The sequence below is a fragment of the Pantoea sp. DY-5 genome (assembly GCF_019795955.1).
Lineage (GTDB): Bacteria > Pseudomonadota > Gammaproteobacteria > Enterobacterales > Enterobacteriaceae > Pantoea > Pantoea leporis.
This window is the reverse complement of the sequence record NZ_JAIMIE010000003.1, coordinates 534180-555103: the sequence shown is the minus strand read 5'-3', so window position 1 is coordinate 555103 and position 20924 is coordinate 534180. Positions and strand designations below refer to the sequence as shown.

The 20924-nt window shown below is 56.6% G+C and carries 18 protein-coding genes; 11 read left to right on the top strand and 7 right to left on the bottom strand.

Annotated features, from left to right (window positions below):
- Positions 1-49: 49 nt before the first annotated feature.
- The 5 genes from glgB (at position 50) to glgP (ending at position 9484) form a co-directional block, all read left to right on the top strand.
- On the top strand, positions 50-2236 hold the full coding sequence (glgB, locus tag K5Y30_RS13550) for a 1,4-alpha-glucan branching enzyme (protein WP_101763111.1): 2187 nt from the start codon (positions 50-52) through the stop codon (positions 2234-2236).
- Positions 2236-4215, top strand: a complete 1980-nt coding sequence (gene glgX, locus K5Y30_RS13545) for a glycogen debranching protein GlgX (RefSeq protein ID WP_222184925.1) — start codon at positions 2236-2238, stop codon at positions 4213-4215. Before glgB ends, glgX begins: the two co-directional genes overlap by 1 nt.
- Before the next feature lie 10 nt (positions 4216-4225).
- Entirely contained in the window at positions 4226-5518 is a 1293-nt protein-coding gene (gene glgC, locus K5Y30_RS13540) for a glucose-1-phosphate adenylyltransferase (RefSeq protein WP_192236049.1), read from the top strand.
- A 63-nt stretch (positions 5519-5581) separates the two neighbouring features.
- A complete protein-coding gene (glgA, locus tag K5Y30_RS13535) occupies positions 5582-7015 on the top strand; it encodes a glycogen synthase GlgA (protein WP_101763108.1) in 1434 nt (477 codons plus the stop codon).
- A gap of 21 nt (positions 7016-7036) precedes the next feature.
- Positions 7037-9484, top strand: coding sequence for a glycogen phosphorylase (gene glgP / locus K5Y30_RS13530; RefSeq protein ID WP_192236047.1), 2448 nt, complete (start codon positions 7037-7039; stop codon positions 9482-9484).
- A 98-nt stretch (positions 9485-9582) separates the two neighbouring features.
- On the opposite strand, the gene K5Y30_RS13525 is transcribed toward glgP, so the two are convergent.
- A complete protein-coding gene (locus tag K5Y30_RS13525; RefSeq protein ID WP_137384946.1) occupies positions 9583-10140 on the bottom strand; it encodes a DcrB family lipoprotein in 558 nt (185 codons plus the stop codon).
- Between the two features lie 116 nt (positions 10141-10256).
- A complete protein-coding gene (locus K5Y30_RS13520) occupies positions 10257-10922 on the bottom strand; it encodes a 7-cyano-7-deazaguanine/7-aminomethyl-7-deazaguanine transporter (protein ID WP_137384947.1) in 666 nt (221 codons plus the stop codon).
- A gap of 193 nt (positions 10923-11115) precedes the next feature.
- Here K5Y30_RS13520 and tusA point away from each other — a divergent pair, with 193 nt between their 5' ends.
- The gene (tusA, locus tag K5Y30_RS13515) at positions 11116-11361 is read left to right on the top strand and encodes a sulfurtransferase TusA (protein ID WP_036649974.1); all 246 of its coding nucleotides are present in this window, start codon (positions 11116-11118) and stop codon (positions 11359-11361) included.
- Here tusA and K5Y30_RS13510 read toward each other — a convergent pair.
- Together K5Y30_RS13510 and K5Y30_RS13505 are read right to left on the bottom strand one after the other, a co-directional pair.
- Positions 11358-13634: a zinc/cadmium/mercury/lead-transporting ATPase gene (locus tag K5Y30_RS13510; RefSeq protein WP_222211759.1), complete on the bottom strand. Its 2277-nt coding sequence runs from the start codon at positions 13632-13634 to the stop codon at positions 11358-11360. The genes tusA and K5Y30_RS13510 overlap by 4 nt on opposite strands.
- A gap of 92 nt (positions 13635-13726) precedes the next feature.
- Positions 13727-14356: a lysoplasmalogenase gene (locus K5Y30_RS13505; protein ID WP_101763104.1), complete on the bottom strand. Its 630-nt coding sequence runs from the start codon at positions 14354-14356 to the stop codon at positions 13727-13729.
- A 164-nt stretch (positions 14357-14520) separates the two neighbouring features.
- Between K5Y30_RS13505 and K5Y30_RS13500 the strand changes: the two genes are divergently transcribed.
- Positions 14521-14877: a DUF2500 domain-containing protein gene (locus tag K5Y30_RS13500; RefSeq protein ID WP_222211757.1), complete on the top strand. Its 357-nt coding sequence runs from the start codon at positions 14521-14523 to the stop codon at positions 14875-14877.
- Positions 14878-14946: 69 nt separating this feature from the next.
- On the opposite strand, the gene K5Y30_RS13495 is transcribed toward K5Y30_RS13500, so the two are convergent.
- Positions 14947-15216, bottom strand: a complete 270-nt coding sequence (locus tag K5Y30_RS13495) for a DUF1145 family protein (protein WP_008109883.1) — start codon at positions 15214-15216, stop codon at positions 14947-14949.
- The gene (gene rsmD / locus K5Y30_RS13490) at positions 15206-15802 is read right to left on the bottom strand and encodes a 16S rRNA (guanine(966)-N(2))-methyltransferase (RefSeq protein WP_192412715.1); all 597 of its coding nucleotides are present in this window, start codon (positions 15800-15802) and stop codon (positions 15206-15208) included. The genes K5Y30_RS13495 and rsmD overlap by 11 nt, the downstream gene beginning before the upstream one ends.
- Before the next feature lie 232 nt (positions 15803-16034).
- Between rsmD and ftsY the strand changes: the two genes are divergently transcribed.
- From ftsY to rpoH, 4 genes are all read left to right on the top strand, one after another.
- Positions 16035-17480, top strand: a complete 1446-nt coding sequence (gene ftsY / locus K5Y30_RS13485) for a signal recognition particle-docking protein FtsY (protein WP_222211755.1) — start codon at positions 16035-16037, stop codon at positions 17478-17480.
- Positions 17481-17485: 5 nt separating this feature from the next.
- Positions 17486-18154 carry a cell division ATP-binding protein FtsE gene (gene ftsE, locus K5Y30_RS13480; protein ID WP_008109888.1) on the top strand — a complete coding sequence of 223 codons (669 nt, stop codon included), beginning with the start codon at positions 17486-17488 and terminating at the stop codon, positions 18152-18154.
- Complete coding sequence (gene ftsX / locus K5Y30_RS13475; protein WP_101763100.1) at positions 18144-19127, top strand: permease-like cell division protein FtsX; 984 nt, start codon at positions 18144-18146, stop codon at positions 19125-19127. Before ftsE ends, ftsX begins: the two co-directional genes overlap by 11 nt.
- A gap of 239 nt (positions 19128-19366) precedes the next feature.
- On the top strand, positions 19367-20224 hold the full coding sequence (rpoH, locus tag K5Y30_RS13470) for an RNA polymerase sigma factor RpoH (RefSeq protein WP_064737937.1): 858 nt from the start codon (positions 19367-19369) through the stop codon (positions 20222-20224).
- Between the two features lie 95 nt (positions 20225-20319).
- Here the strand turns inward: rpoH and panM are convergent, their stop codons facing one another.
- A complete protein-coding gene (gene panM / locus K5Y30_RS13465; RefSeq protein WP_192236041.1) occupies positions 20320-20706 on the bottom strand; it encodes an aspartate 1-decarboxylase autocleavage activator PanM in 387 nt (128 codons plus the stop codon).
- Positions 20707-20924 lie beyond the last annotated feature (218 nt).

Here is a 20924-nt window from a genome sequence, read left to right as displayed (position 1 = left end):
ATAATCCTGCCGACTCTGGTCGCCTGCGCAAAATCATAGGAAGAAAGTCATGTCAGAGCTTCCCGATCGCCAGGCGATCAATGCCCTTTTTGCCGGGAATTATGCCGATCCCTTTTCACTACTGGGCATGCACCAAACGGCTGCAGGCCTTGAAGTGCGTGCGCTGCTGCCCGATGCCTCCGATGTTTGGGTCATTGAAACCAACACCGGACGCAAATGTGCTCAGCTTACCTGCCTCGACTCACGCGGTTTCTTCAGTGGCGTGATTCCGCGTCGTAAAAACCGCTTTGGTTATCAGCTGGCAGTGAACTGGCACGGCCAGCAAAACCTGATTGATGATGCCTATCGCTTCGGCCCGCTGCTGGAGGAGATGGATGCATGGTTATTGGGTGAAGGCACGCATCTGCGTCCCTACGAAACCCTCGGCGCGCACGGCACCACCATTGATGGCGTGCACGGCACGCGGTTCGCCGTTTGGGCACCTAACGCGCGTCGCGTATCGGTGGTAGGCGAGTTCAACTTCTGGGATGGCCGACGTCATCCCATGCGTTTTCGCCGTGAACTTGGCGTCTGGGAACTGTTTGTGCCGGGCGCGGTAAACGGTCAGCTGTATAAATTTGAAATCGTGGATAATTCCGGCCAGATGCGCATCAAAGCCGATCCCTTCGCCTTTGAAGCGCAGATGCGTCCGCAAACCGCCTCGATGATCTGCGGGCTGCCGCCGAAAACCGAGATGCAGCCGCAGCGTAAGGCCGCCAATGCTTTTGACCAGCCGATTTCGATTTATGAAGTGCACCTCGGTTCATGGCGACGTCACACCGATAACAACTTCTGGCTCAGCTACAAAGAGCTGGCGGAACAGCTCATTCCTTACGTTAAAGAGATGGGCTTCACCCACATCGAACTGATGCCGATTAACGAACACCCCTTCGACGGCAGCTGGGGCTATCAGCCGCTCGGTATGTATGCGCCGACGCGCCGTTTCGGTACGCGCGATGAGTTCCGCCACTTCGTGGCCGCCGCGCATGATGCTGGCATTAACGTGCTGCTCGATTGGGTGCCAGGCCACTTCCCAAGCGATGATTTCGGCCTGGCGAAGTTCGATGGCACCGAACTCTACGAACACAGCGATCCGCGCGAAGGTTTTCATCAGGACTGGAACACGCTGATCTACAACTTTGGTCGCCGTGAAGTGAGCAATTATCTCTCCGGCAACGCCTTGTACTGGATGGAGCGTTTCGGCATTGATGGGCTGCGCGTCGATGCGGTGGCATCAATGATCTACCGTGATTACAGCCGCGCCGAAGGCGAATGGGTGCCGAACCAGTTTGGTGGACGCGAGAACCTCGAAGCGATTTCGTTCCTGCGTCACACTAACCGCGTTTTGGGTCGCGCCGCACCGGGCAGCGTCACGGTGGCGGAAGAGTCCACCGATTATCCCGGCGTTACGCGCCCTTCAGAAGATGGCGGCCTCGGCTTCTGGTTCAAATGGAACCTTGGCTGGATGCACGACACACTGGACTATATGAAGCTCGACCCGGTGCATCGCCGTTATCATCATCAGCTGATGACCTTTGGCATGATTTACAACTACACCGAAAACTTCGTGCTGCCGCTGTCGCATGACGAAGTGGTGCACGGCAAACGTTCGATTCTCGATCGCATGCCGGGCGATGCCTGGCAGAAGTTCGCTAACCTGCGCGCCTATTACGGCTGGATGTGGGGTTTCCCCGGTAAGAAGCTGCAATTTATGGGCAATGAATTTGCGCAGGGTCGCGAATGGAACCACGACACCAGCCTCGACTGGCATCTGCTGGAAGGTGAGGATAACTGGCACAACGGCGTGCATCGTCTGGTGCGCGATCTCAATCACACCTATCGCCATTACGCGCCGCTGCATCAACTCGACTTTGATGGGCAAGGTTTTGAGTGGCTGGTGGTCGATGACTACGAAAACTCCGTGTTTGTATTTGTGCGCCGCGATCGCGACGGTAATGAAATCATCGTAGCCAGCAACTTTACGCCAGTGGCGCGTCACAACTATCGCTTTGGCGTCAACCAGCGTGGCGGCTGGCGCGAGATCATGAATACCGATCAGCACGATTATCACGGCAGCGACACGCGCAATCACGGCGTGGTACACACCGATGAGATGGAGAGTCACGGTCGGCCGCAGTCGCTGAGTTTGACCTTACCGCCGCTGGCAACGCTTTGGCTGGTGCGGGAGAGCGACTGATGCTGGAGCAGGGGCAGCCGGAACCGTTAGGTGCGCACTATGATGGGCACGGCGTTAATTTTACGCTGTTCTCCCAGCATGCCGAACGCGTTGAACTCTGCCTGTTCGACGCGCACGGTGCTGAGCGCCGTTTCGCACTGCCCGCGCGCAGCGGTGATATCTGGCACGGCTATTTTCCCGCGCTGAAGCCCGGCCAGCGCTACGGCTATCGCGTACACGGTCCATGGGCGCCGCTGCAGGGACATCGCTTCAATCCGGCTAAGCTGTTGGTCGATCCCTGCGCCAAAGCGGTGGCGGGTGAAGTGGCGGACGACGCGCGTTTCAACGGCGGCGAACGTGAGCTAAATGGTTTGGATAACGCCGCCATCGCGCCGAAATCGTTGGTGACTGCCGAAGATTTTGACTGGGAGGACGATCACGCGCCGCGCACGCCGTGGGGCAACACGGTGATCTATGAAGCGCACGTACGCGGCTTAACCCAGCAGCATCCGGAAATTCCGGAAAGATTGCGTGGCACTTATGCGGCGCTGGGTCATCCTGCTATGGTGAAGTACCTGCGCCACCTCGGCATCACCGCGCTGGAACTGTTGCCGATTGCCCAATTCACCAGCGAGCCGCGCCTGCGCCGTTTGGGATTGAGTAATTACTGGGGCTACAACCCCTTTGCCTTGTGGGCGGTGGATGCGCGTTACGCCTCGGGCGAAAACGGTTTAACGCCGCTGCAGGAGTTTCAGCAGGCGGTTAAAGCACTGCATGCCGCGGGCATCGAAGTGATTCTGGACGTGGTGTTCAACCACACCGCCGAGCTGGAAGAGATCGGGCCAACGATTTCCCTGCGCGGCGTGGATAACGCCAGCTATTACTGGCTGGATGGCAACGGCGAATATCAAAACTGGACCGGCTGCGGCAACACGCTAAATCTCAGTCATCCGCAGGTGATGACGTGGGCGCTGGAAGCGCTGCGCTACTGGGTGCGTGTTTGCCATGTTGATGGGTTCCGTTTTGACCTCGCCAGCGTGTTGGGACGCACACCGGAGTTTCATCAGGATGCGCCGCTGTTTGCCGCCATCAAAGCCTGTCCGCTGCTGTCGCAGGTGAAGCTGATTGCCGAGCCGTGGGACATCGGCCCCGGCGGTTATCAGGTCGGCAACTTTCCGCCAGACTTCGCCGAGTGGAACGACCATTTTCGCGATGCGGCGCGCCGTTACTGGCTGCATGGTCAACTGAATAATGGCGATTTCGCCCGCCGTTTTGCCGCATCCAGCGACGTTTTCCAGCGTGAGGCGCGGCTGCCGCACGCCAGCATCAATCTCATTACCGCTCACGACGGCTTCACGCTGCGCGATGTGGTGAGTTTTAACAACAAACACAATCAGGCTAACGGCGAAGACAATCGCGACGGCAGCAGCAGTAACTTCAGCCATAACCACGGCAAAGAGGGACTGCAGGTCAATTTCGATATTGTCGAACGGCGGCGGCGCAGCGTGCATGGCTTACTGACCACGCTGCTGCTGGCGCAGGGCACGCCGATGCTGCTGGCGGGTGACGAACGCGGTCACAGCCAGCACGGTAACAACAACGCCTATTGCCAGGACAATCCGCTGACCTGGTTGAACTGGCAACAGGATGATTTTGGCCTGGTCGACTTCACTGCTGCGTTAATCCGCTTGCGCCAGCGCATTCCCGCATTGACGCAGGATCGCTGGTGGCAGGAGGGCGATGGCAGCGTGCAGTGGTGCAATGCCAGCGGCACACCACTGGAAACCGAGCAGTGGGAACAGGGGACGCACCGAATGCAGATCCTGCTCTCCGGCCGCTGGTTAATAACAATAAACGCCACGGAATCGGTGAGTGATATCGCCTTACCAGACGGAGAGTGGCGTGCCATTCCTCCTTTCGCCGGGGAAGATAACCCCATCCTGACAACTGTCTGGCACGGTCCCGCACACGGTGTGTGTGTGTTCCTAAAGCAATCATAAGGAGTCAGACATGGTGAAATTAGATAGAACAGATCATCTGATGCTGGCGCGCCAGCTCCCTACACAAACGGTCGCCCTGATCCTTGCTGGCGGGCGCGGTACGCGCCTGAAAGATCTCACCGCGAAACGCGCTAAACCTGCCGTGCACTTCGGTGGCAAGTTCCGCATCATCGACTTTGCGCTGTCCAACTGCATCAACTCGGGCATAAGGCGCATCGGCGTGATCACCCAATATCAGTCCCATACGCTGGTGCAGCATATCCAGCGCGGCTGGTCGCTGTTCAACGAAGAGATGAACGAGTTTGTCGATCTGCTGCCGGCGCAGCAGCGTGCCGCTACCGAACACTGGTATCGCGGGACTGCGGATGCGGTGACGCAAAACCTCGACATTATTCGCCGCTACAACGCGCAATACATCGTGATCCTCGCCGGGGATCACATCTACAAAATGGATTACTCGCGCATGCTGCTCGACCACGTCGATCGCGGTGCCAAATGCACCATCGCCTGCTTGCCAGTGCCGTTAGCTGAAGCCACGGCGTTTGGGGTGATGGCGGTGGATGCCGAAAACAACGTAATCGATTTTGTCGAAAAACCGCCGAAGCCGCCGTCAATGCCGGGTGACGATACCCGCGCGCTGGCCAGCATGGGCATTTACGTGTTCAACGCCGATTACCTTTATCAGCTGCTGGAAGAGGATCTGCTTGTAGCCGATTCCAGCCATGATTTCGGCAAAGATCTGCTGCCGAAAATTGTCGCCAGCGGCGAGGCGTATGCGCACTCCTTCACGCTCTCCTGCGTGCAGGTTGATGAAAACGCTGAGCCGTACTGGCGCGACGTCGGAACGCTGGAAGCTTACTGGCGCGCCAATCTCGATTTAGCGTCGGTCACGCCTGAGCTGGATATGTACGATCACAGCTGGCCGATTCGTACTCACATGGAGCCGCTGCCGCCGGCGAAATTTGTTCAGGATCGATCCGGCAGCCACGGCATGACAATGAATTCGCTGGTCTCGGGCGGCTGCATCATCTCCGGTTCGGTGGTGGTGAACTCGGTGCTGTTCCCGCGTATTCGCATCAACTCGTTTTGCAATATTGATTCCGCAGTGCTGCTGCCTGATGTGGTGGTTGGCCGATCGTGTCGTCTGCGTCGCTGCGTGATCGATCGCGCCTGCGAACTGCCAGAAGGCATGGTCATTGGCGAAAACCCCGACGAAGACAGCCGTCGTTTTTACCGTTCTGAAGAGGGCATCGTACTGGTGACGCGCGCCATGCTGGCCAAATTGGCCGGAGGCGGTCAGTAAGTGACGAAAGAATATAGAGAAAATTGCCGCGTGGAACGTGTGCGATAACAATAGGGGTTCAGGATGCAGGTTTTACATGTCTGTTCAGAGCTTTTCCCGCTGTTGAAAACCGGCGGACTGGCTGATGTCGTCGGTGCATTACCACAGGCGCAAATAGCCGATGGTACGGATGCGCGGGTGTTGATTCCCGCCTTTCCGGATCTGCGTAAAGGGATTCCTGATACAGAGGTCCTGGCGGAGTTGCAAACTTTTGCGGGACCGGTACGCTTACTTTTTGGACAATTTAACGGCGTTGGTATTTATTTAATCGATGCGCCGGGATTGTATGAACGTCCCGGCAGCCCGTATCACGATACGTCGCAGTTTGCTTACGTCGATAACTACCTGCGTTTTGCGCTGCTGGGCTGGATGGGCGCCGAGATTGCCAGCGGGCTGGATACCGACTGGCAGCCAGATATTGTGCATGCGCATGACTGGCATGCAGGCTTAACCTGCGCCTATATTGCGGCGCGCGGGCGTCCGGCGAAAACGGTGTTCACCGTGCATAATCTGGCGTATCAAGGGCTGTTTTCGGCGCGTCATCTGGATGAGATCCAGATCCCGCGCGCGTTCTTCGACATGCATGGACTGGAGTTCTTCGGGCAAATTTCCTACCTCAAGGCGGGGCTGTTCTTTGCCGATCACATTACGGCGGTCAGCCCGACTTACGCGCTGGAGATTACCCGACCGGAATTTGGTTACGGCATGGAATCACTGCTCGAACAGCGACTGCGTGAAGGGCGCCTGAGCGGGATTTTGAACGGCGTCGATCCGGGCATCTGGGACCCGGCGCACGACCTGCTGCTCACCGCGCGCTACGACAGCGAAACGCTGGAGAGCAAAGCGGAGAACAAGCGCCAGCTGCAAATTGCCATGGGCCTGAAGGTGGATGACAAAGCACCGGTGTTCTGCGTCATCAGCCGTCTGACCAAACAGAAAGGGCTGGATCTGGTGCTGGAAGCGCTACCGGGATTACTGGCGCAGGGCGGACAGTTGGTGCTGCTCGGCCAGGGCGATGCGGAGCTGCAGCAAGGTTTCCTTGCGGCGGCGGCGGAGCATCCGGGCCGCGTTGGCGTGCAGATTGGTTATCACGAAGCCTTCTCGCACCGCATTGTTGGCGGCGCGGATGTGATTATGGTGCCGAGCCGTTTTGAGCCGTGCGGCTTAACCCAGCTGTATGGTTTGAAATACGGTACGCTGCCGCTGGTGCGTCGCACTGGCGGACTGGCGGATACAGTGCAAGACAGCTCGCTTGAGAATCTGGCGGATGGCGTCGCCAGCGGTTTCACCTTTGAAGACAGTAATGCCTGGTCGCTGCTGCGGGCGATTCGGCGCGCATTTGTTCTGTGGTCTCGTCCTGCACTCTGGCGTTACGTTCAGCGGCAGGCGATGGGGATGGATTTTAGTTGGCAGGTGGCAGCACAAGCCTACCGCGATCTTTATCAACGTTTGCTGTAATGAGAGATTGGGATACTTGATATGAATGCACCTTTCACCTATGCCTCACCCACGCTGACGGTTGATGCACTGAAGCACTCAATCGCCTATAAGCTGATGTTTACTATTGGTAAAGATCCATCGATCGCGAATAAGCATGAGTGGCTCAACGCCGCGCTGCTGGCGGTGCGTGATCGCATGGTGGAACGCTGGCTGCGCTCCAGCCGCGCGCAGCTCTCGCAGGATGTGCGGCAGGTTTATTATCTGTCGATGGAGTTCCTGATGGGGCGCACGCTCGGCAACGCGTTGCTGGCGATGGGCATTTATGAGGATCTTAATCAGGCGCTGGAAGAGATGGGCCTCGACCTCAGCGAACTGATGGAAGAGGAGAACGATCCCGGCCTCGGTAATGGCGGTTTAGGGCGTTTGGCGGCCTGCTTCCTGGATTCGCTCGCCACGCTCGGTTTACCGGGGCGCGGCTACGGCATTCGTTATGACTACGGCATGTTTAAGCAGAATATCGTCGACGGGCAGCAGCGCGAATCGCCGGATTATTGGCTGGAGTACGGCAATCCGTGGGAATTCCAGCGCTTTAACACGCGCTACAAAGTGCGCTTCGGCGGCCGTCTGCAACATGAAGGCGCGCGGGTGCGCTGGGTGGAAACCGAGGAGATCGTGGCGATGGCTTACGATCAAATCATTCCCGGTTTTGATACCGATGCCACCAACACGCTGCGCTTGTGGGGCGCGCAGGCCAGTAACGAAATCAACCTCGGTAAGTTCAACCAGGGTGATTACTTCGCCGCGGTTGAAGATAAAAACCACTCGGAAAACGTGTCGCGCGTGCTCTATCCCGATGACTCCACCTATTCGGGGCGCGAGCTGCGTCTGCGTCAGGAGTATTTCCTCGTCTCCTCGACGGTGCAGGATATTCTCAATCGTCACTGGCAGATGCATGAAACCTGGGACAATTTGCCGGACAAAATTGCCATCCACCTCAACGATACGCATCCGGTGCTGGCGATCCCGGAACTGATGCGCATACTGATCGACGAGCAGAAATTCAGCTGGGACGATGCCTTTGAAGTGACCTGTCAGGTGTTCTCCTACACCAACCACACGCTGATGACGGAAGCGCTGGAAACCTGGCCAGTGGATATGATTGGCAAGATCCTGCCGCGTCATCTCAGCATTATTTTTGAAATTAACGACTACTTCCTGAAAACCATTCAGGAATATTACCCGGATGATTGGGAGCTGTTAGCGCGCATCTCGATCATCGATGAGAACGACGGCCGCCGCATTCGCATGGCGTGGCTGGCGGTGGTGGTGAGCCACAAAGTTAACGGTGTGTCAGAGTTGCACTCCAACTTGATGGTGCAATCGCTGTTCGCTGACTTCGCGCGTCTGTTCCCGGGCCGTTTCTGCAATAAAACCAACGGCGTGACGCCACGTCGCTGGCTGGCGCTGGCGAATCCGGCGCTCTCCGAGGTGCTGGACGAGGCGATTGGCCGCAACTGGCGCACCGATCTTGGCCAGCTCAACGAATTGACCACGCAGATCGATTATCCGGCCTTTATCCAGCAGATCGCCGACGCCAAGTTTGCCAACAAAAAACGCCTGGCGGATTGGGTGGCGAAGAACATGGATATCGTGCTCGATCCGCATGCGCTGTTTGATGTGCAGATCAAGCGCATCCACGAATACAAACGTCAGCTGCTGAACGTGCTGCACGTTATCACGCGCTACAACCGCATCAAGGCCGATCCCAGCGCCGAATGGGTGCCGCGCGTTAATATCTTCGCCGGCAAAGCGGCGTCGGCCTATTACGTGGCGAAACACATCATTCACTTGATCAACGATGTCGCCAATGTGATCAACAACGATCCGCAGGTGAAGAACAAGCTGAAGGTGGTGTTCATTCCAAACTATGGCGTGAGCCTGGCGCAGATCATCATTCCGGCGGCGGATCTCTCCGAGCAGATCTCCACTGCCGGTACCGAAGCCTCTGGCACCAGTAACATGAAGTTTGCGCTGAACGGCGCGTTAACCATCGGTACGCTGGATGGTGCCAACGTTGAGATGCTGGAGCATGTCGGCAAGGAGAATATCTTTATCTTCGGCAACACTACGCCGCAGGTCGAGAAGCTGCGCACCGACGGTTACAACCCGCGTAAGTATTATGAGGATGATCCTGAGCTGCATCAGGCGCTGACGCAAATCGCCAGCGGGGTGTTCAGCCCGCAGGAGCCAGGGCGCTACCGTAATCTGTTTGATGCGCTGGTGAACTTCGGCGATCACTATCAGCTGCTGGCGGATTACCGCAGCTATGTGGATACGCAGGACAAGGTGGACAAGCTGTATCGCCAGCCGGATAAGTGGCAGCGCAGCGCGGCGCTGAATATCGCCAATATGGGTTATTTCTCGTCGGACCGCACCATCCAGGAATATGCGGATGAGATCTGGCACATTTCGCCAGTGAGATTGTAAGGCGGGGAGCGTTGAACCAGGTCGCCATGAATGGCGACCCTACGAAAACCGCTTTGAGCCATTTGTAGGGTCGCCATTCATGGCGACCGTTTTAAGGCTTACTTCAACGTGATGCTTTTGACGATGCTATCTGCATCGCTTTGCGCTTGCTGCTGGTTGTCGGCTGGCAAGGTAATTTGCAGCGTCAGCAGTTTGCCATCCACTTTCGCCAGAATCACCGAAGACCATGAGGTCTGATTGTTGGCAGAAATCACCGTATCCAGCTGCTGTGCCGGCTGGTCTTTCAGCGTCACCGCTTTATTAGACACCACCTGCAGCTGTGGGTCGCGACCGCGCTGCTGCTGTTCCAGACGCTGTGCCAGCGCATCAAGCGCTTCGTTGGTGGGATCGCCGGCAATCACGATAATCGCGCGCTGACCGGTTTCGTCGGCATAGACGTGCATGTTGGTGGATTCAGAGCCGAGCTTGCCGCTCTTGTCAGACATGCCCGCCGGCAAAGAGAAACTCAGTTTGCCGTCCATCAGGTTAACCGTCTGGGCCGACTGGCTGGCGCTCGCACCGTTGCTGTTCGCTGCCGCATCATCTTTCTTCTGGTCACATGCCGCCAGGCCGATAACCAACAGGCCAATACCCACATATTTCACTACGTTACGCATTCTTTTCCCTTTTACATGATTCCAGTCAGCCGTTATACAAGCGGATTTAGTTAGCAAAAGCAACCGCCGGAGTGTCAGGAAATCTTAGCGTAATGCGGCATTTAGTGTATGTGCAATTAGCCGAAATTGATCTGCTGCTGCGCGGAACGTTCGGCTAAGCGCTTCAGCATGGCATTCAGCAGCACGCCGTAAGCGGGCAAGAAGAAGATCATGCAGATCAGCACTTTGAAGCTGTAATCCACCAGCGCGATTTCGACCCAATGCGTGGCCATAAACGGATCTGGGCTCTTGTAGAAGGCGATGAAGAAGAAGGCCAGCGTATCGCTGATATTACCGAGGAACATCGCTGCCGCTGGCGCAATCCACCACTGCGATAAACGGCGCAAACGGTTAAAAACGTGGACGTCGAGGATTTGTCCCAGCGCATAAGCCATAAAGCTGGCGCAGGCGATACGGGCAACAAACAGATTCACTTCTTCCAGTGACGCCCAACCTTGCCATTCGCCCTGATAGAACACGCAGGAAACAATGTAGGAGATCACTAGCGCGGGAATCATCACCGCCAGAATAATGCGACGTGCCAGCGGCGCGCCAAAGATGCGCACGGTCAGATCGGTGGCGAGGAAAATAAACGGAAAGCTAAACGCGCCCCATGTGGTGTGGAAGCCGAAGATGGAAACCGGCAGCTGTACCAGATAGTTACTGGAGGTGATCACCAGCAGATGAAATAGCGATAGCCAAAACAGCGCATGCATGCGCTGACGTGCAGAGAAGTTAATCATTGTAAGCCTTTTTAGTGATGGGGTGAGGGAACCCAGGTTCGTGCATTGGCACGGTGGTAAATAAAAAATCGGCGGCATCTTAACGCGTTGCGCAATTTATGCAATGGTTAATTTTAACGCAATCGTTATCGCCTTGCGTTGGCTTATTCGCGCGCTAGAATGAGCGCCCATCCCTAACAACTGACAGAGAATCATGAGCGATCCCTTTTCTGCGCCAGACCATCAGCTTGATGCCCTTGGCCTGCGCTGCCCGGAGCCGGTAATGATGGTGCGTAAAACCGTGCGCAGCATGCAGGCCGGTGAAACCTTGCTGATCATTGCTGACGATCCCGCCACCACGCGCGATATCCCCGGTTTCTGCCGCTTTATGGAGCATGAGTTGCTGGCACAGCAGACCGAAAGCCTGCCGTACCAGTTTCTAATTAAAAAAGGCGCCTAACGCTGACGCAGCAGGCGCAGCGCGTTGGCTGTCACCAGTGCGGTGGCACCGGAATCCGCTAAGACCGCCAGCCACAAACCGGTGAAGCCGAGCAGCGTGGTGACCAAAAAAATCGCCTTTAATCCCAACGCCAGCGCCACGTTCTGACGAATGATGGCGCGCGTGCGCCGTGCCAGCACAATGGTGCGCGGCAGAATCGCCAGCTGATTTTGCGTTAATGCCACATCTGCGGCTTCCAGTGCCACATCGGTGCCGCTGCCCATCGCAATGCCGATGGTGGCGGCTTTCATGGCGGGCGCATCGTTAATGCCATCGCCGACCATTGCCAATGCGTGCTGTGTGCCTAACGTCCTCACCGCCGCAACTTTATCGGCGGGCAGTAAACCTGCGCGATAATCGATGTTGAGCTTAGCGGCAATGGCCGCAGCCGCGCGTGGATTGTCGCCGGTCAGCATCATGCTGTTAACACCAAGCTTCTTCAGTTCAGACAGCGCGCTGAGGGCTTCAGTGCGCAACTGATCCTGCAAGGTTAACGCGGCAAGAACCTGCTGCTCCTGCAACAGCAGCACCACAGTTTGGCCTTGCGCTTCCAGCTGAGCAATCTGCTGCTGTTGTGCATTATCAAGATGGCTGACTTCGCGCGGCGTCAGCAGTTGATAGGTCACGCCATCTATCGCAGCACGAATACCACTGCCGGCCAGCGTTTGCTGCTGTGCAGCTTGCGGAAGCCTGAGCGCGCGCCGCTCGGCCTCGCTAACAATCGCCCGCGCCAGCGGATGGGTGGAACCCTGTTCAACGGCGGCGGCGATGGTGAGCAAGTTGTTTTCCGCCATCACGCCAAATGGCTGGATGTGGCTGATCTGCGGTTTACCGGCGGTCAGCGTGCCGGTTTTGTCGAACGCCATCATATTTACGCGACTGAGCCGCTCCAGCGCCGCGCCGCCTTTGATCAGCGCGCCCTGACGCGCGGCAGCAGCCAGGCCGGAAGTGATGGCAGCGGGCGTGGAGATCACCAGCGCACAGGGGCAACCAATCAGCAACAGCGTCAGCCCTTTATAAATCCACGGCAACCACGCGCCAAAGCCCAGTAGCGGCGGCAGCACCATCACCAGCAGCGCCAGCAGCATAATGGCGGGCGTATAGATGCGGCTGAAGCGATCGATAAAGCGCTCAACCGGCGCACGATGGGTTTCGGCTTCCTCAATCAGTTGCAGGATGCGGTCAATGGCACTTTGGCCCGGCTGGGAAATGACTTTCAGCGTCACCAGACGATCAAGGCTGGTGGCACCGGCCATGATCTGTTCGCCTGGCTCACGCGCCACCGGCAACGATTCACCGGTCAGCGCGCTTTCATCAAAGCTGGCGCTGGCGTGCAGCAGTTCGCCATCGGCGGGTAAACGTCCGCCGGCCGCCACTTCAATCACATCGCCGGGCTGCAGTGCTTCTAAGCGGACGTTTTCCCGCTGTGTGCCGTTGATGCGCGTGGCGGTAGCGGGACGCAGCGCCATCAGCGCGGTGACGCCACGGCGTGCGCGTGTGGCGGCGTACGCTTCGAGGCGTTCACCCAGTTGAAACAGCAGCAGCACCATCGCGGCTTCGGCGTGCGCGCCAATCACTAGCGCACCAGCGGCGGCAATGGTCATCAGCATCTCAATGCTGAACGGCGAACCGCTACGCAGCAGTTTCCAGGCGCTGCGCGCGATCGGCGCTAAACCTAACAACGTGGTGGCGATAAACAGGCGATCGCCCCAAACCGGCGAAAGCTGGCTCAGCAGCCAACTGGCGAGCATCAATCCGCCAAGCAGCAGCAAACCGGCGTTTTCCTGCCAGCGGCTTTCGGGTTGTGGCGACGATGGGGAATCACTGGCGCTCAGCGCGAAGCCGGCATTTTTCACCACCTGTTCAATGATGGCGCGGATATCCTGGTCGGCATCGACCACCAGTTTTTCACTGGCAAAAATCACGCGTGCTTTTTGAACCTGCGGTATACGTTGCACGGCGGTTTCGATTTTACGCGCGCAGCTGGGGCAATCCATGCCCGCAATCTGCCAGCGGAATTGATGTGAAGAGAGGGCGGGCCTGTCGCTTTCGGCGTCGCTTTCGCCGCCTGGCGAGCCGCTGTCGCTGTCACAGCAGCCGCAATCGCTGTCTGGCGTGATGGGCTGCGCCGCGGAGATGTTCAATGTTGCGGGTTTTACGCTGCGAATCGAGCATAGCGGCTGTGGCTGACGGTGTGATTTGCCACAGCGGCAAGGGTGAGCATGTTGATGCATGTAACCTCCGGAATCAGGGGCGGGCTGATGCCCGCGCCCTAATGCTACACTCTGGAGTGGACTCCAGAGTCAAGCGGAAGGTAAGGTTATCTTCAGTAGAGCCACAGTGAACGCACAATCATGAAGTGACCGGCGAAGTAGCAGGCGGCGACAATCGCGCTATCGGCGCTGAAACGGCGGCGATAATGCGAGATAAACCAGACAATATTGGCTAACAGCAGCAACGCGGCACCCACCAGCAGCGAGAAACTGAAGTCAGTTGGACGGAAGAAGTAGTTCTCCGCCGCCATCCAGTTCATCACTAGCGTCATGCCGATCAAGGTGCAGATAGGCCAGCGCAGATCTTCCAGTTTGCTCCATAGAATCCCGATAACAATCACGCCAATAATCAGGAAGGTGAGGGGAATCGGCCAGAAGAAACTCATGGTCATGTGTGCGGCAAAACTGATGGTGTACAGCAGATGCGACAGGAAGAATGCGCCCAGCGCATAGAGCATTTGCTGACGCGGTAACAGCATTAACGCGTCACCCACCAGCGTGGCGACCAGCCCGGCCAGAATCAAATAATCGGTAGTGTTGAAGGTTGGCGCTTGCCACGCCCAGGCAACGAGTAACAGCAAGGTGACAGGTTTAAATAGCCAGCGTTGCCATTGCGGACCACGGTATGAAGCATCGACGTAAAGCCAGCCGGAAAAAAGTACGGCAAGGAAAGACCAAAGCATGTTTTCTCCCTTTTCTGGACGAAATGTCCGCCAGTTTGATGAATTTTCCCAAAATCACCCTCTCAGTGTAAGTTACTGGCGCCAAATGTGACAATCAGCCGACTCTGGTTGTATGCTTTGTCGTCTTTACCCGTTCTGAATTAACGCAAAGCACGAGATAAATCATGAGCAAACCACCGCTAATCTTTTTCATCGTACTGGCCATTATTGCCGTTTTGGCGACCCGTCAGTTTATTAAACAGCGCCGCGAAACGGCGGTGAACGATGCCTCGCCGGTGCGCTCGCTGAGCGTGGAAGTGAAAACCAAACGCGAATTTCCGTCGCCCAATCGCCGTTCACGACAGCGCGAAGAGATTGTGGCGGAAGAGATGAAATATGAAGCCTGGTTCCATCCGCTGAACGGTGCCAGCGATATTAAAGTGACGGTGAATGCGAACCAGTATCACCAGATCGATAAGGGCGCGAAGGGCGAGTTGAAGATGAAAGGCACGCGTTTTGTGAGTTTTACTCCGGCCCCGTAGGGTCGCCATTCATGGCGACCTTGCCACAAACCGCACAATAATGGCGACCTGGCTATAAACCGCACGAAACTACATCTTCGGATAATGCTTTTTCTGCCACGCCAGCAGCTCAAACACGCCAAAAAAGAAGATCTTCGCCTGGGTTACGCCGCTCAGTTTTGGGGCGTCTTTTGGCTGGGTGGCGCGCAGCAACACCAGCTGCAGGCCGTGCATAATCACCATAAAGAACAGCGCCACGTGCACGAAATAGCGCAGCGGCGTTGGGAAAGGTTGCACCAGATTGAGCAATAAAAAGGCCCAGACGCAAATCATCAGCAAACGTCCCAAATTAAGCCACATCGTGCGTCTCCTGTTGGCGTTGATATAAGCGATAAGCCACCTGACCGGCAATCTTCTCGCGGTACAAATCCCAATTTGCGGGTGCGAAAGGCGCGCCGTTTTCCACTTCGCTCTCGACATAAATCAGCGCTTCAGCCGCTAACCAGCCATTTTGCTCCAGCAGCGACAATGTTTCCTGTAACAGCCCTTTACGGAAAGGCGGATCAACAAACACCACGTCAAACGGTTCGCCCGGCTGGCTTAACCACTGCAGCGTGTTGGTTTGCACCACTTTTGCCTGCGTAGCACGCAGCGTTTGCAGGTTCTGGGACAGCTGTTGCGCCACCGAACGCTCCAGCTCCAGCAGCGTGGCCGACGCTGCATAGCGAGACAGCGCTTCCAGCCCTAACGCGCCGCTGCCGGCGAAGCAATCGAGGCAGCGCGCTTCCTGAATATCCGGCGCCAGCCAGTTAAACAGGGTTTCACGTACGCGATCGGTGGTGGGGCGCAAACCTGCGCTATCCGGCACCGGTAATTTACGGCCGCGCCACTGACCGCCAATGATGCGGATCTGGCCAGCGCTGCTGCTGCGGGGGGATTTACTCATTTCGCTCACAACTCGTCATATTTTGTTGCGTAGTTTAACGGGCGTAGCGGGCAGAAGAAACGTTAAAAAAGGGTGCTGTGGTGCGCTGGCTGGAAAGTGTTAGACTACTGAGTTGGTATAGCGCGCGTAATTACCTGATTTTTACGCCGCTCACCCGCTTAAAATTGAATATTTTATCCCCTGGGAACAAGCGTGCTACCGGGAATAAGCCATCGAGGAGTAGGGTCACACAATGGCAAAAGAGAAAAAACGCGGCTTTTTTTCCTGGTTAGGCTTTGGCAAAGAAGAAGAGACGCAACAACCTGCTGAAGAGCAGCAGCAAACTGCCGAGGTGGTCGCTGAGCCTGCCGTTGAAGAGAGTGCGCTCGATCGCGCCGAAGCGCAGGCTGTTGAAACCGTCGCCGTCACCGAACAGGTGGCGGAACAGCAGCAGGTTGAACCGGAACTGATTGAAGAGCCGGTTATCGAGCCGCAGGAGCCTGAGCCGGTTACCGCAATCGTTGAAGAGGTGCTGCCAGAAGAGATAGCAGCGCCGGATGTGGTACCGATCGAAGAAGAGCCGCAGCTGGAAGAGCTGGCGATTAATGAGCCTGAACTGCACGAAGAAGCGCCATTAACTGACGAAGAACTGGAAGCGCTGGCGTTAGCGGAAACCTATGCGGAAGATGCTGAGCTAGCCGAAGCCACGCAGGATACCGTGAGCGATCTGCCGCTGGCCGCTGCGCCAATCATTGCGCAGGAGCAGGAGCGTCCGACCAAAGAGGGCTTCTTCGCCCGACTGAAACGCAGCCTGGTAAAAACCCGTGAAAACCTCGGTTCTGGCTTTATCAGCCTGTTCCGCGGCAAGAAAATCGATGACGATCTGTTTGAAGAGCTGGAAGAGCAGCTGCTGATTGCCGACGTTGGCGTCGAAACCACCCGCCGCATCATCACCAATCTGACACAACAGGCCAACCGCAAGCAGCTGCGTGATGCGGAAGCGCTGTATGGCCTGCTGAAAGCGGAAATGTCCGGTATTCTGGAAAAAGTGGATCAGCCGCTGGAAGTGGGTGGCAAAACGCCATTCGTCATCCTGATGGTGGGCGTCAACGGCGTGGGTAAAACCACCACCATCGGTAAGCTAGCGCGTCAGTATCAGGCGCAGGGCAAATCGGTGATGCTGGCAGCGGGCGATACCTTCCGTGCCGCCGCCGTTGAGCAGCTGCAGGTTTGGGGCCAGCGCAACAACATTCCTGTGGTGGCGCAGCATACCGGCGCAGATTCTGCCTCGGTGATTTTTGACGCCATCCAGGCGGCCAAGTCGCGCAATGTGGATGTACTGATCGCCGATACCGCGGGTCGTCTGCAGAACAAATCGCACCTGATGGAAGAGCTGAAGAAAATTACCCGCGTGATGAAGAAGCTGGACGAAGATGCGCCGCATGAAGTGATGCTGACGCTCGACGCCAGCACCGGGCAAAACGCTATCAGCCAGGCCAAACTGTTCCATGAAGCGGTGGGCCTGACCGGCATCACCCTGACGAAACTGGATGGAACCGCCAAAGGCGGCGTGATCTTCTCGGTTGCCGATCAGTTCGGCATTCCGATTCGTTATATCGGTGTTGGGGAAGGCATCGAGGATTTACGGCCGTTTAAGGCTGCAGACTTTATTGAGGCACTGTTTGCCCGAGAGGAATGATTGGGATGATTCGCTTTGAAGAGGTCAGTAAAGCTTACCTGGGAGGACGTCAGGCGCTGCAGGGAGTGGATTTCCATCTGCGTCCCGGCGAAATGGCGTTCCTGACCGGCCATTCCGGTGCGGGAAAAAGTACCTTACTAAAGCTGATTTGTGGCATTGAGCGCCCGAGCGCCGGGCAGATCTGGTTTAGCGGCCACGATATTTCGCGTCTGCGTCACAGCGAAGTGCCTTTCCTGCGACGTCAAATCGGCATGATTTTCCAGGATCACCACTTGTTGATGGATCGTTCGGTCTACGACAACGTGGCGATCCCGCTGATCATTTCCGGTGCCAGCGGCGAAGATATTCGTCGGCGCGTGTCGGCCGCGCTGGATAAAGTCGGCCTGCTCGACAAAGCGAAAAGCTATCCGATTCAGCTCTCTGGCGGTGAACAGCAGCGCGTCGGCATTGCCCGCGCGGTGGTGAACAAGCCTGCGGTGCTGCTGGCGGATGAACCCACCGGTAACCTCGACAATGCGCTGTCGGAAGACATCCTGCGCCTGTTCGAAGAGTTCAACCGCGTTGGTGTCACGGTGTTGATGGCAACGCACGATGTCGGGCTGATTGCACGCCGGAATTACCGCGTGATGACGCTCAATCAGGGACGTCTGCACGGAGGCCACGATGGTCAATAAACGCAACAAGCGCGCACCAGCGCCGAAAGCGAAGCAGCCCTCTAAAAGCAAGGCGCTGAAAGGCGGCTGGCAGGAACAGTGGCGCTATGCGCTGCGCGGCACGCTGTCGGATATGTGGCGTCAGCCGCTGGCGACGCTGCTGACGGTGATGGTGATCGCCATTTCCCTGACGCTGCCGAGCGTATGCTACATGGTGTGGAAGAACGTCAGCCAGGCGGCGACGCAGTGGTATCCCGCGCCGCAGCTAACGGTTTATCTGGATAAAGCGCTGGATGACACCGCGGCGGAGAACGTCACCGCGCAGCTCAAGCAGCTCGATGGCGTGGACAACGTCAACTATCTGACGCGTGAAGAAGCGCTGAATGAATTCCGCAACTGGTCTGGTTTTGGTGGTTCGATGGACATGCTGGAGCAGAATCCGTTGCCAGCGGTGGCCATCATCACGCCAAAACTCAATTTCCAGAATTCGGACACCATGGCGAATCTGCGCGATCGCGTATCTAAAGTGCAGGGCGTTGATGAAGTGCGTATGGATGACAGCTGGTTCGCGCGTTTAGCGGCGCTAACCGGGCTGGTGGGGCAGATTGCCTCAATGATTGGCCTGCTGATGGTGGTTGCGGTGTTCCTGGTGATCGGCAACAGCGTGCGGCTCAGCATCTTTGCGCGGCGCGATACTATTAACGTGCAGAAGCTGATTGGTGCCACTGACGGCTTTATCCTGCGTCCATTCCTGTACGGCGGTGCGCTGTTAGGTTTGGGCGGTGCGGTGCTGTCGCTGCTGCTCTCGGAAGTGCTGGTGTTGCGCCTGCAATCGGTGGTGGCGCAAGTAGCAACCGTATTCGGTACCACCTTTGTGCTGGAAGGTTTTTCCTGGGATGAAGGGTTGCTGTTACTGCTGATCGCCGCCATCATCGGCTGGATTGCCGCCTGGCTGGCAACAGTGCAACATTTACGCCGTTTTACGCCGCAGTAACCAAAAGCAACGTTTTTTGCTATACTCTTCCTCTGCTGCCGACGACCTGGGAGCAGAGGAATTCTCCTATATCCCCCGCCGTCATCTGTGTGTAAAATATTCACTGCTATAATTGAACTTGTGGATAACTTTGTCGTCCAAGTAGCACAGATTGCTTCTGGTTTTTTCGCGACGTTGACATAATGTAGCGTTTGCGCAAGGAACTGTGCAGCAAGTCCATTGAATTTGTGAGGGTTTGAATGACCAAAGAAATGCAAACTTTAGCGATTGCTCCTCTGGGTAACCTGGAATCTTACGTTCGGGCTGCCAACAACTGGCCGGTGCTGACGGCAGAAGAGGAAAAAGCATTGGCTGAGCGGCTGCATTACCAGGGCGATCTGGATGCAGCAAAGACGCTGATCCTGTCTCACCTGCGCTTTGTTGTTCATATTGCTCGTAACTACTCCGGTTACGGCTTGCCGCAGGCGGACCTGATTCAGGAAGGCAACATCGGCCTGATGAAGGCGGTGCGTCGCTTCAACCCTGAAGTCGGCGTGCGCCTGGTGTCTTTTGCCGTGCACTGGATTAAAGCAGAGATTCACGAATACGTGCTGCGTAACTGGCGTATCGTGAAAGTCGCGACCACCAAAGCGCAGCGCAAGCTGTTCTTTAACCTGCGTAAAAGCAAACAGCGTCTCGGTTGGTTTAACCAGGACGAAGTAGAAATGGTCGCACGCGAGCTGGGCGTGAGCAGTAAAGACGTGCTGGAAATGGAATCGCGCATGGCTGCGCAGGATATGACTTTCGACATGTCGTCTGATGACGAAGCAGGCGAAGGCAAAGCGATGGCGCCGGTGCTGTATCTGCAGGATAAAACCTCTGACTTTGCCGATGGCATTGAAGAGGACAACTGGGATGCACATGCGGCTGACAAGCTGAGCGATGCGATGCTGAGCCTCGACGAGCGTAGTCAGGACATTATCCGTGCCCGCTGGCTGGACGATGACAACAAAACCACGCTGCAGGAGTTGGCCGACAAATACGGCGTCTCTGCGGAGCGCGTGCGTCAGCTGGAAAAGAACGCCATGAAGAAACTGCGTGTGGCGATTGAAGCCTGATAGTGATCGGGTGGAAAAACGGGGCGACTTTTAAGTCGCCCTTTTTATTACCTGGTCGCTACGCAACATGCTCAGACATTCCGCGCGACATCCTTTCAACGTACCCAACCATCAGCCTGCGCACGAAAACCACAAGCCTGCATAAACGCCGCACGCACCCCCTGATCGGCGTCGCCGTCATCGGCAATCCACCAATCTGCTAACGCGCTATTCTGCGCGATTGTCTCTTCCAGCAAGTATTGCCCCACGCCACGTCGACGCGTGACTTCGCGAACGTTGAGGTGGGTGATTTTCCCCTGCGTGCCGCTGAGGGTCAGCTGCAGCGCCGCCAGTAATCGGTCGTTAAAACGCGCCGCATACAAACGCTGCGTGTCGCTGAGTTGTGCTTCCAGTTGCACAATATCGATTTCCGGCCAGACTTTAGCTAAATCGATACGATCCTGAGCGGTTAACGATGCTAAGCGCTGGATTGTCAGCTTCATACCTAATACCTGTACTAGTGCAAAGGCGATAGTGTAGCGAATTTAGACAGTCAGAGCGCTGTCACTTTTTTCTGATGAAAATAGGTCAAATGCCAGTCAGTTTGCCAGGATTGTGGAGTAAGCCATCAACGATAGTTGAAAAAGCCAGCATAACGCGCTGGTATCCTGCTGAAAAATCGGCCATAACAACCAGACGATTCTGCTGATCCACTCAGTCA

Bases quoted from the DNA above. Each gene is read 5' to 3' on its own strand.
- panM (WP_192236041.1), bottom strand. From the start codon at position 20,706: ATGAAGCTGACAATCCAGCGCTTAGCATCGTTAACCGCTCAGGATCGT.
- tusA (WP_036649974.1), top strand. From the start codon at position 11,116: ATGAGCGATCCCTTTTCTGCGCCAGACCATCAGCTTGATGCCCTTGGC.
- glgC (WP_192236049.1), top strand. From the start codon at position 4,226: ATGGTGAAATTAGATAGAACAGATCATCTGATGCTGGCGCGCCAGCTC.
- K5Y30_RS13495 (WP_008109883.1), bottom strand. From the start codon at position 15,216: ATGTGGCTTAATTTGGGACGTTTGCTGATGATTTGCGTCTGGGCCTTT.
- K5Y30_RS13500 (WP_222211757.1), top strand. From the start codon at position 14,521: ATGAGCAAACCACCGCTAATCTTTTTCATCGTACTGGCCATTATTGCC.
- glgA (WP_101763108.1), top strand. From the start codon at position 5,582: ATGCAGGTTTTACATGTCTGTTCAGAGCTTTTCCCGCTGTTGAAAACC.
- glgX (WP_222184925.1), top strand. From the start codon at position 2,236: ATGCTGGAGCAGGGGCAGCCGGAACCGTTAGGTGCGCACTATGATGGG.
- ftsY (WP_222211755.1), top strand. From the start codon at position 16,035: ATGGCAAAAGAGAAAAAACGCGGCTTTTTTTCCTGGTTAGGCTTTGGC.
- K5Y30_RS13520 (WP_137384947.1), bottom strand. From the start codon at position 10,922: ATGATTAACTTCTCTGCACGTCAGCGCATGCATGCGCTGTTTTGGCTA.
- K5Y30_RS13525 (WP_137384946.1), bottom strand. From the start codon at position 10,140: ATGCGTAACGTAGTGAAATATGTGGGTATTGGCCTGTTGGTTATCGGC.
- rsmD (WP_192412715.1), bottom strand. From the start codon at position 15,802: ATGAGTAAATCCCCCCGCAGCAGCAGCGCTGGCCAGATCCGCATCATT.
- rpoH (WP_064737937.1), top strand. From the start codon at position 19,367: ATGACCAAAGAAATGCAAACTTTAGCGATTGCTCCTCTGGGTAACCTG.
- glgP (WP_192236047.1), top strand. From the start codon at position 7,037: ATGAATGCACCTTTCACCTATGCCTCACCCACGCTGACGGTTGATGCA.
- ftsX (WP_101763100.1), top strand. From the start codon at position 18,144: ATGGTCAATAAACGCAACAAGCGCGCACCAGCGCCGAAAGCGAAGCAG.
- glgB (WP_101763111.1), top strand. From the start codon at position 50: ATGTCAGAGCTTCCCGATCGCCAGGCGATCAATGCCCTTTTTGCCGGG.
- K5Y30_RS13510 (WP_222211759.1), bottom strand. From the start codon at position 13,634: ATGCATCAACATGCTCACCCTTGCCGCTGTGGCAAATCACACCGTCAG.
- ftsE (WP_008109888.1), top strand. From the start codon at position 17,486: ATGATTCGCTTTGAAGAGGTCAGTAAAGCTTACCTGGGAGGACGTCAG.
- K5Y30_RS13505 (WP_101763104.1), bottom strand. From the start codon at position 14,356: ATGCTTTGGTCTTTCCTTGCCGTACTTTTTTCCGGCTGGCTTTACGTC.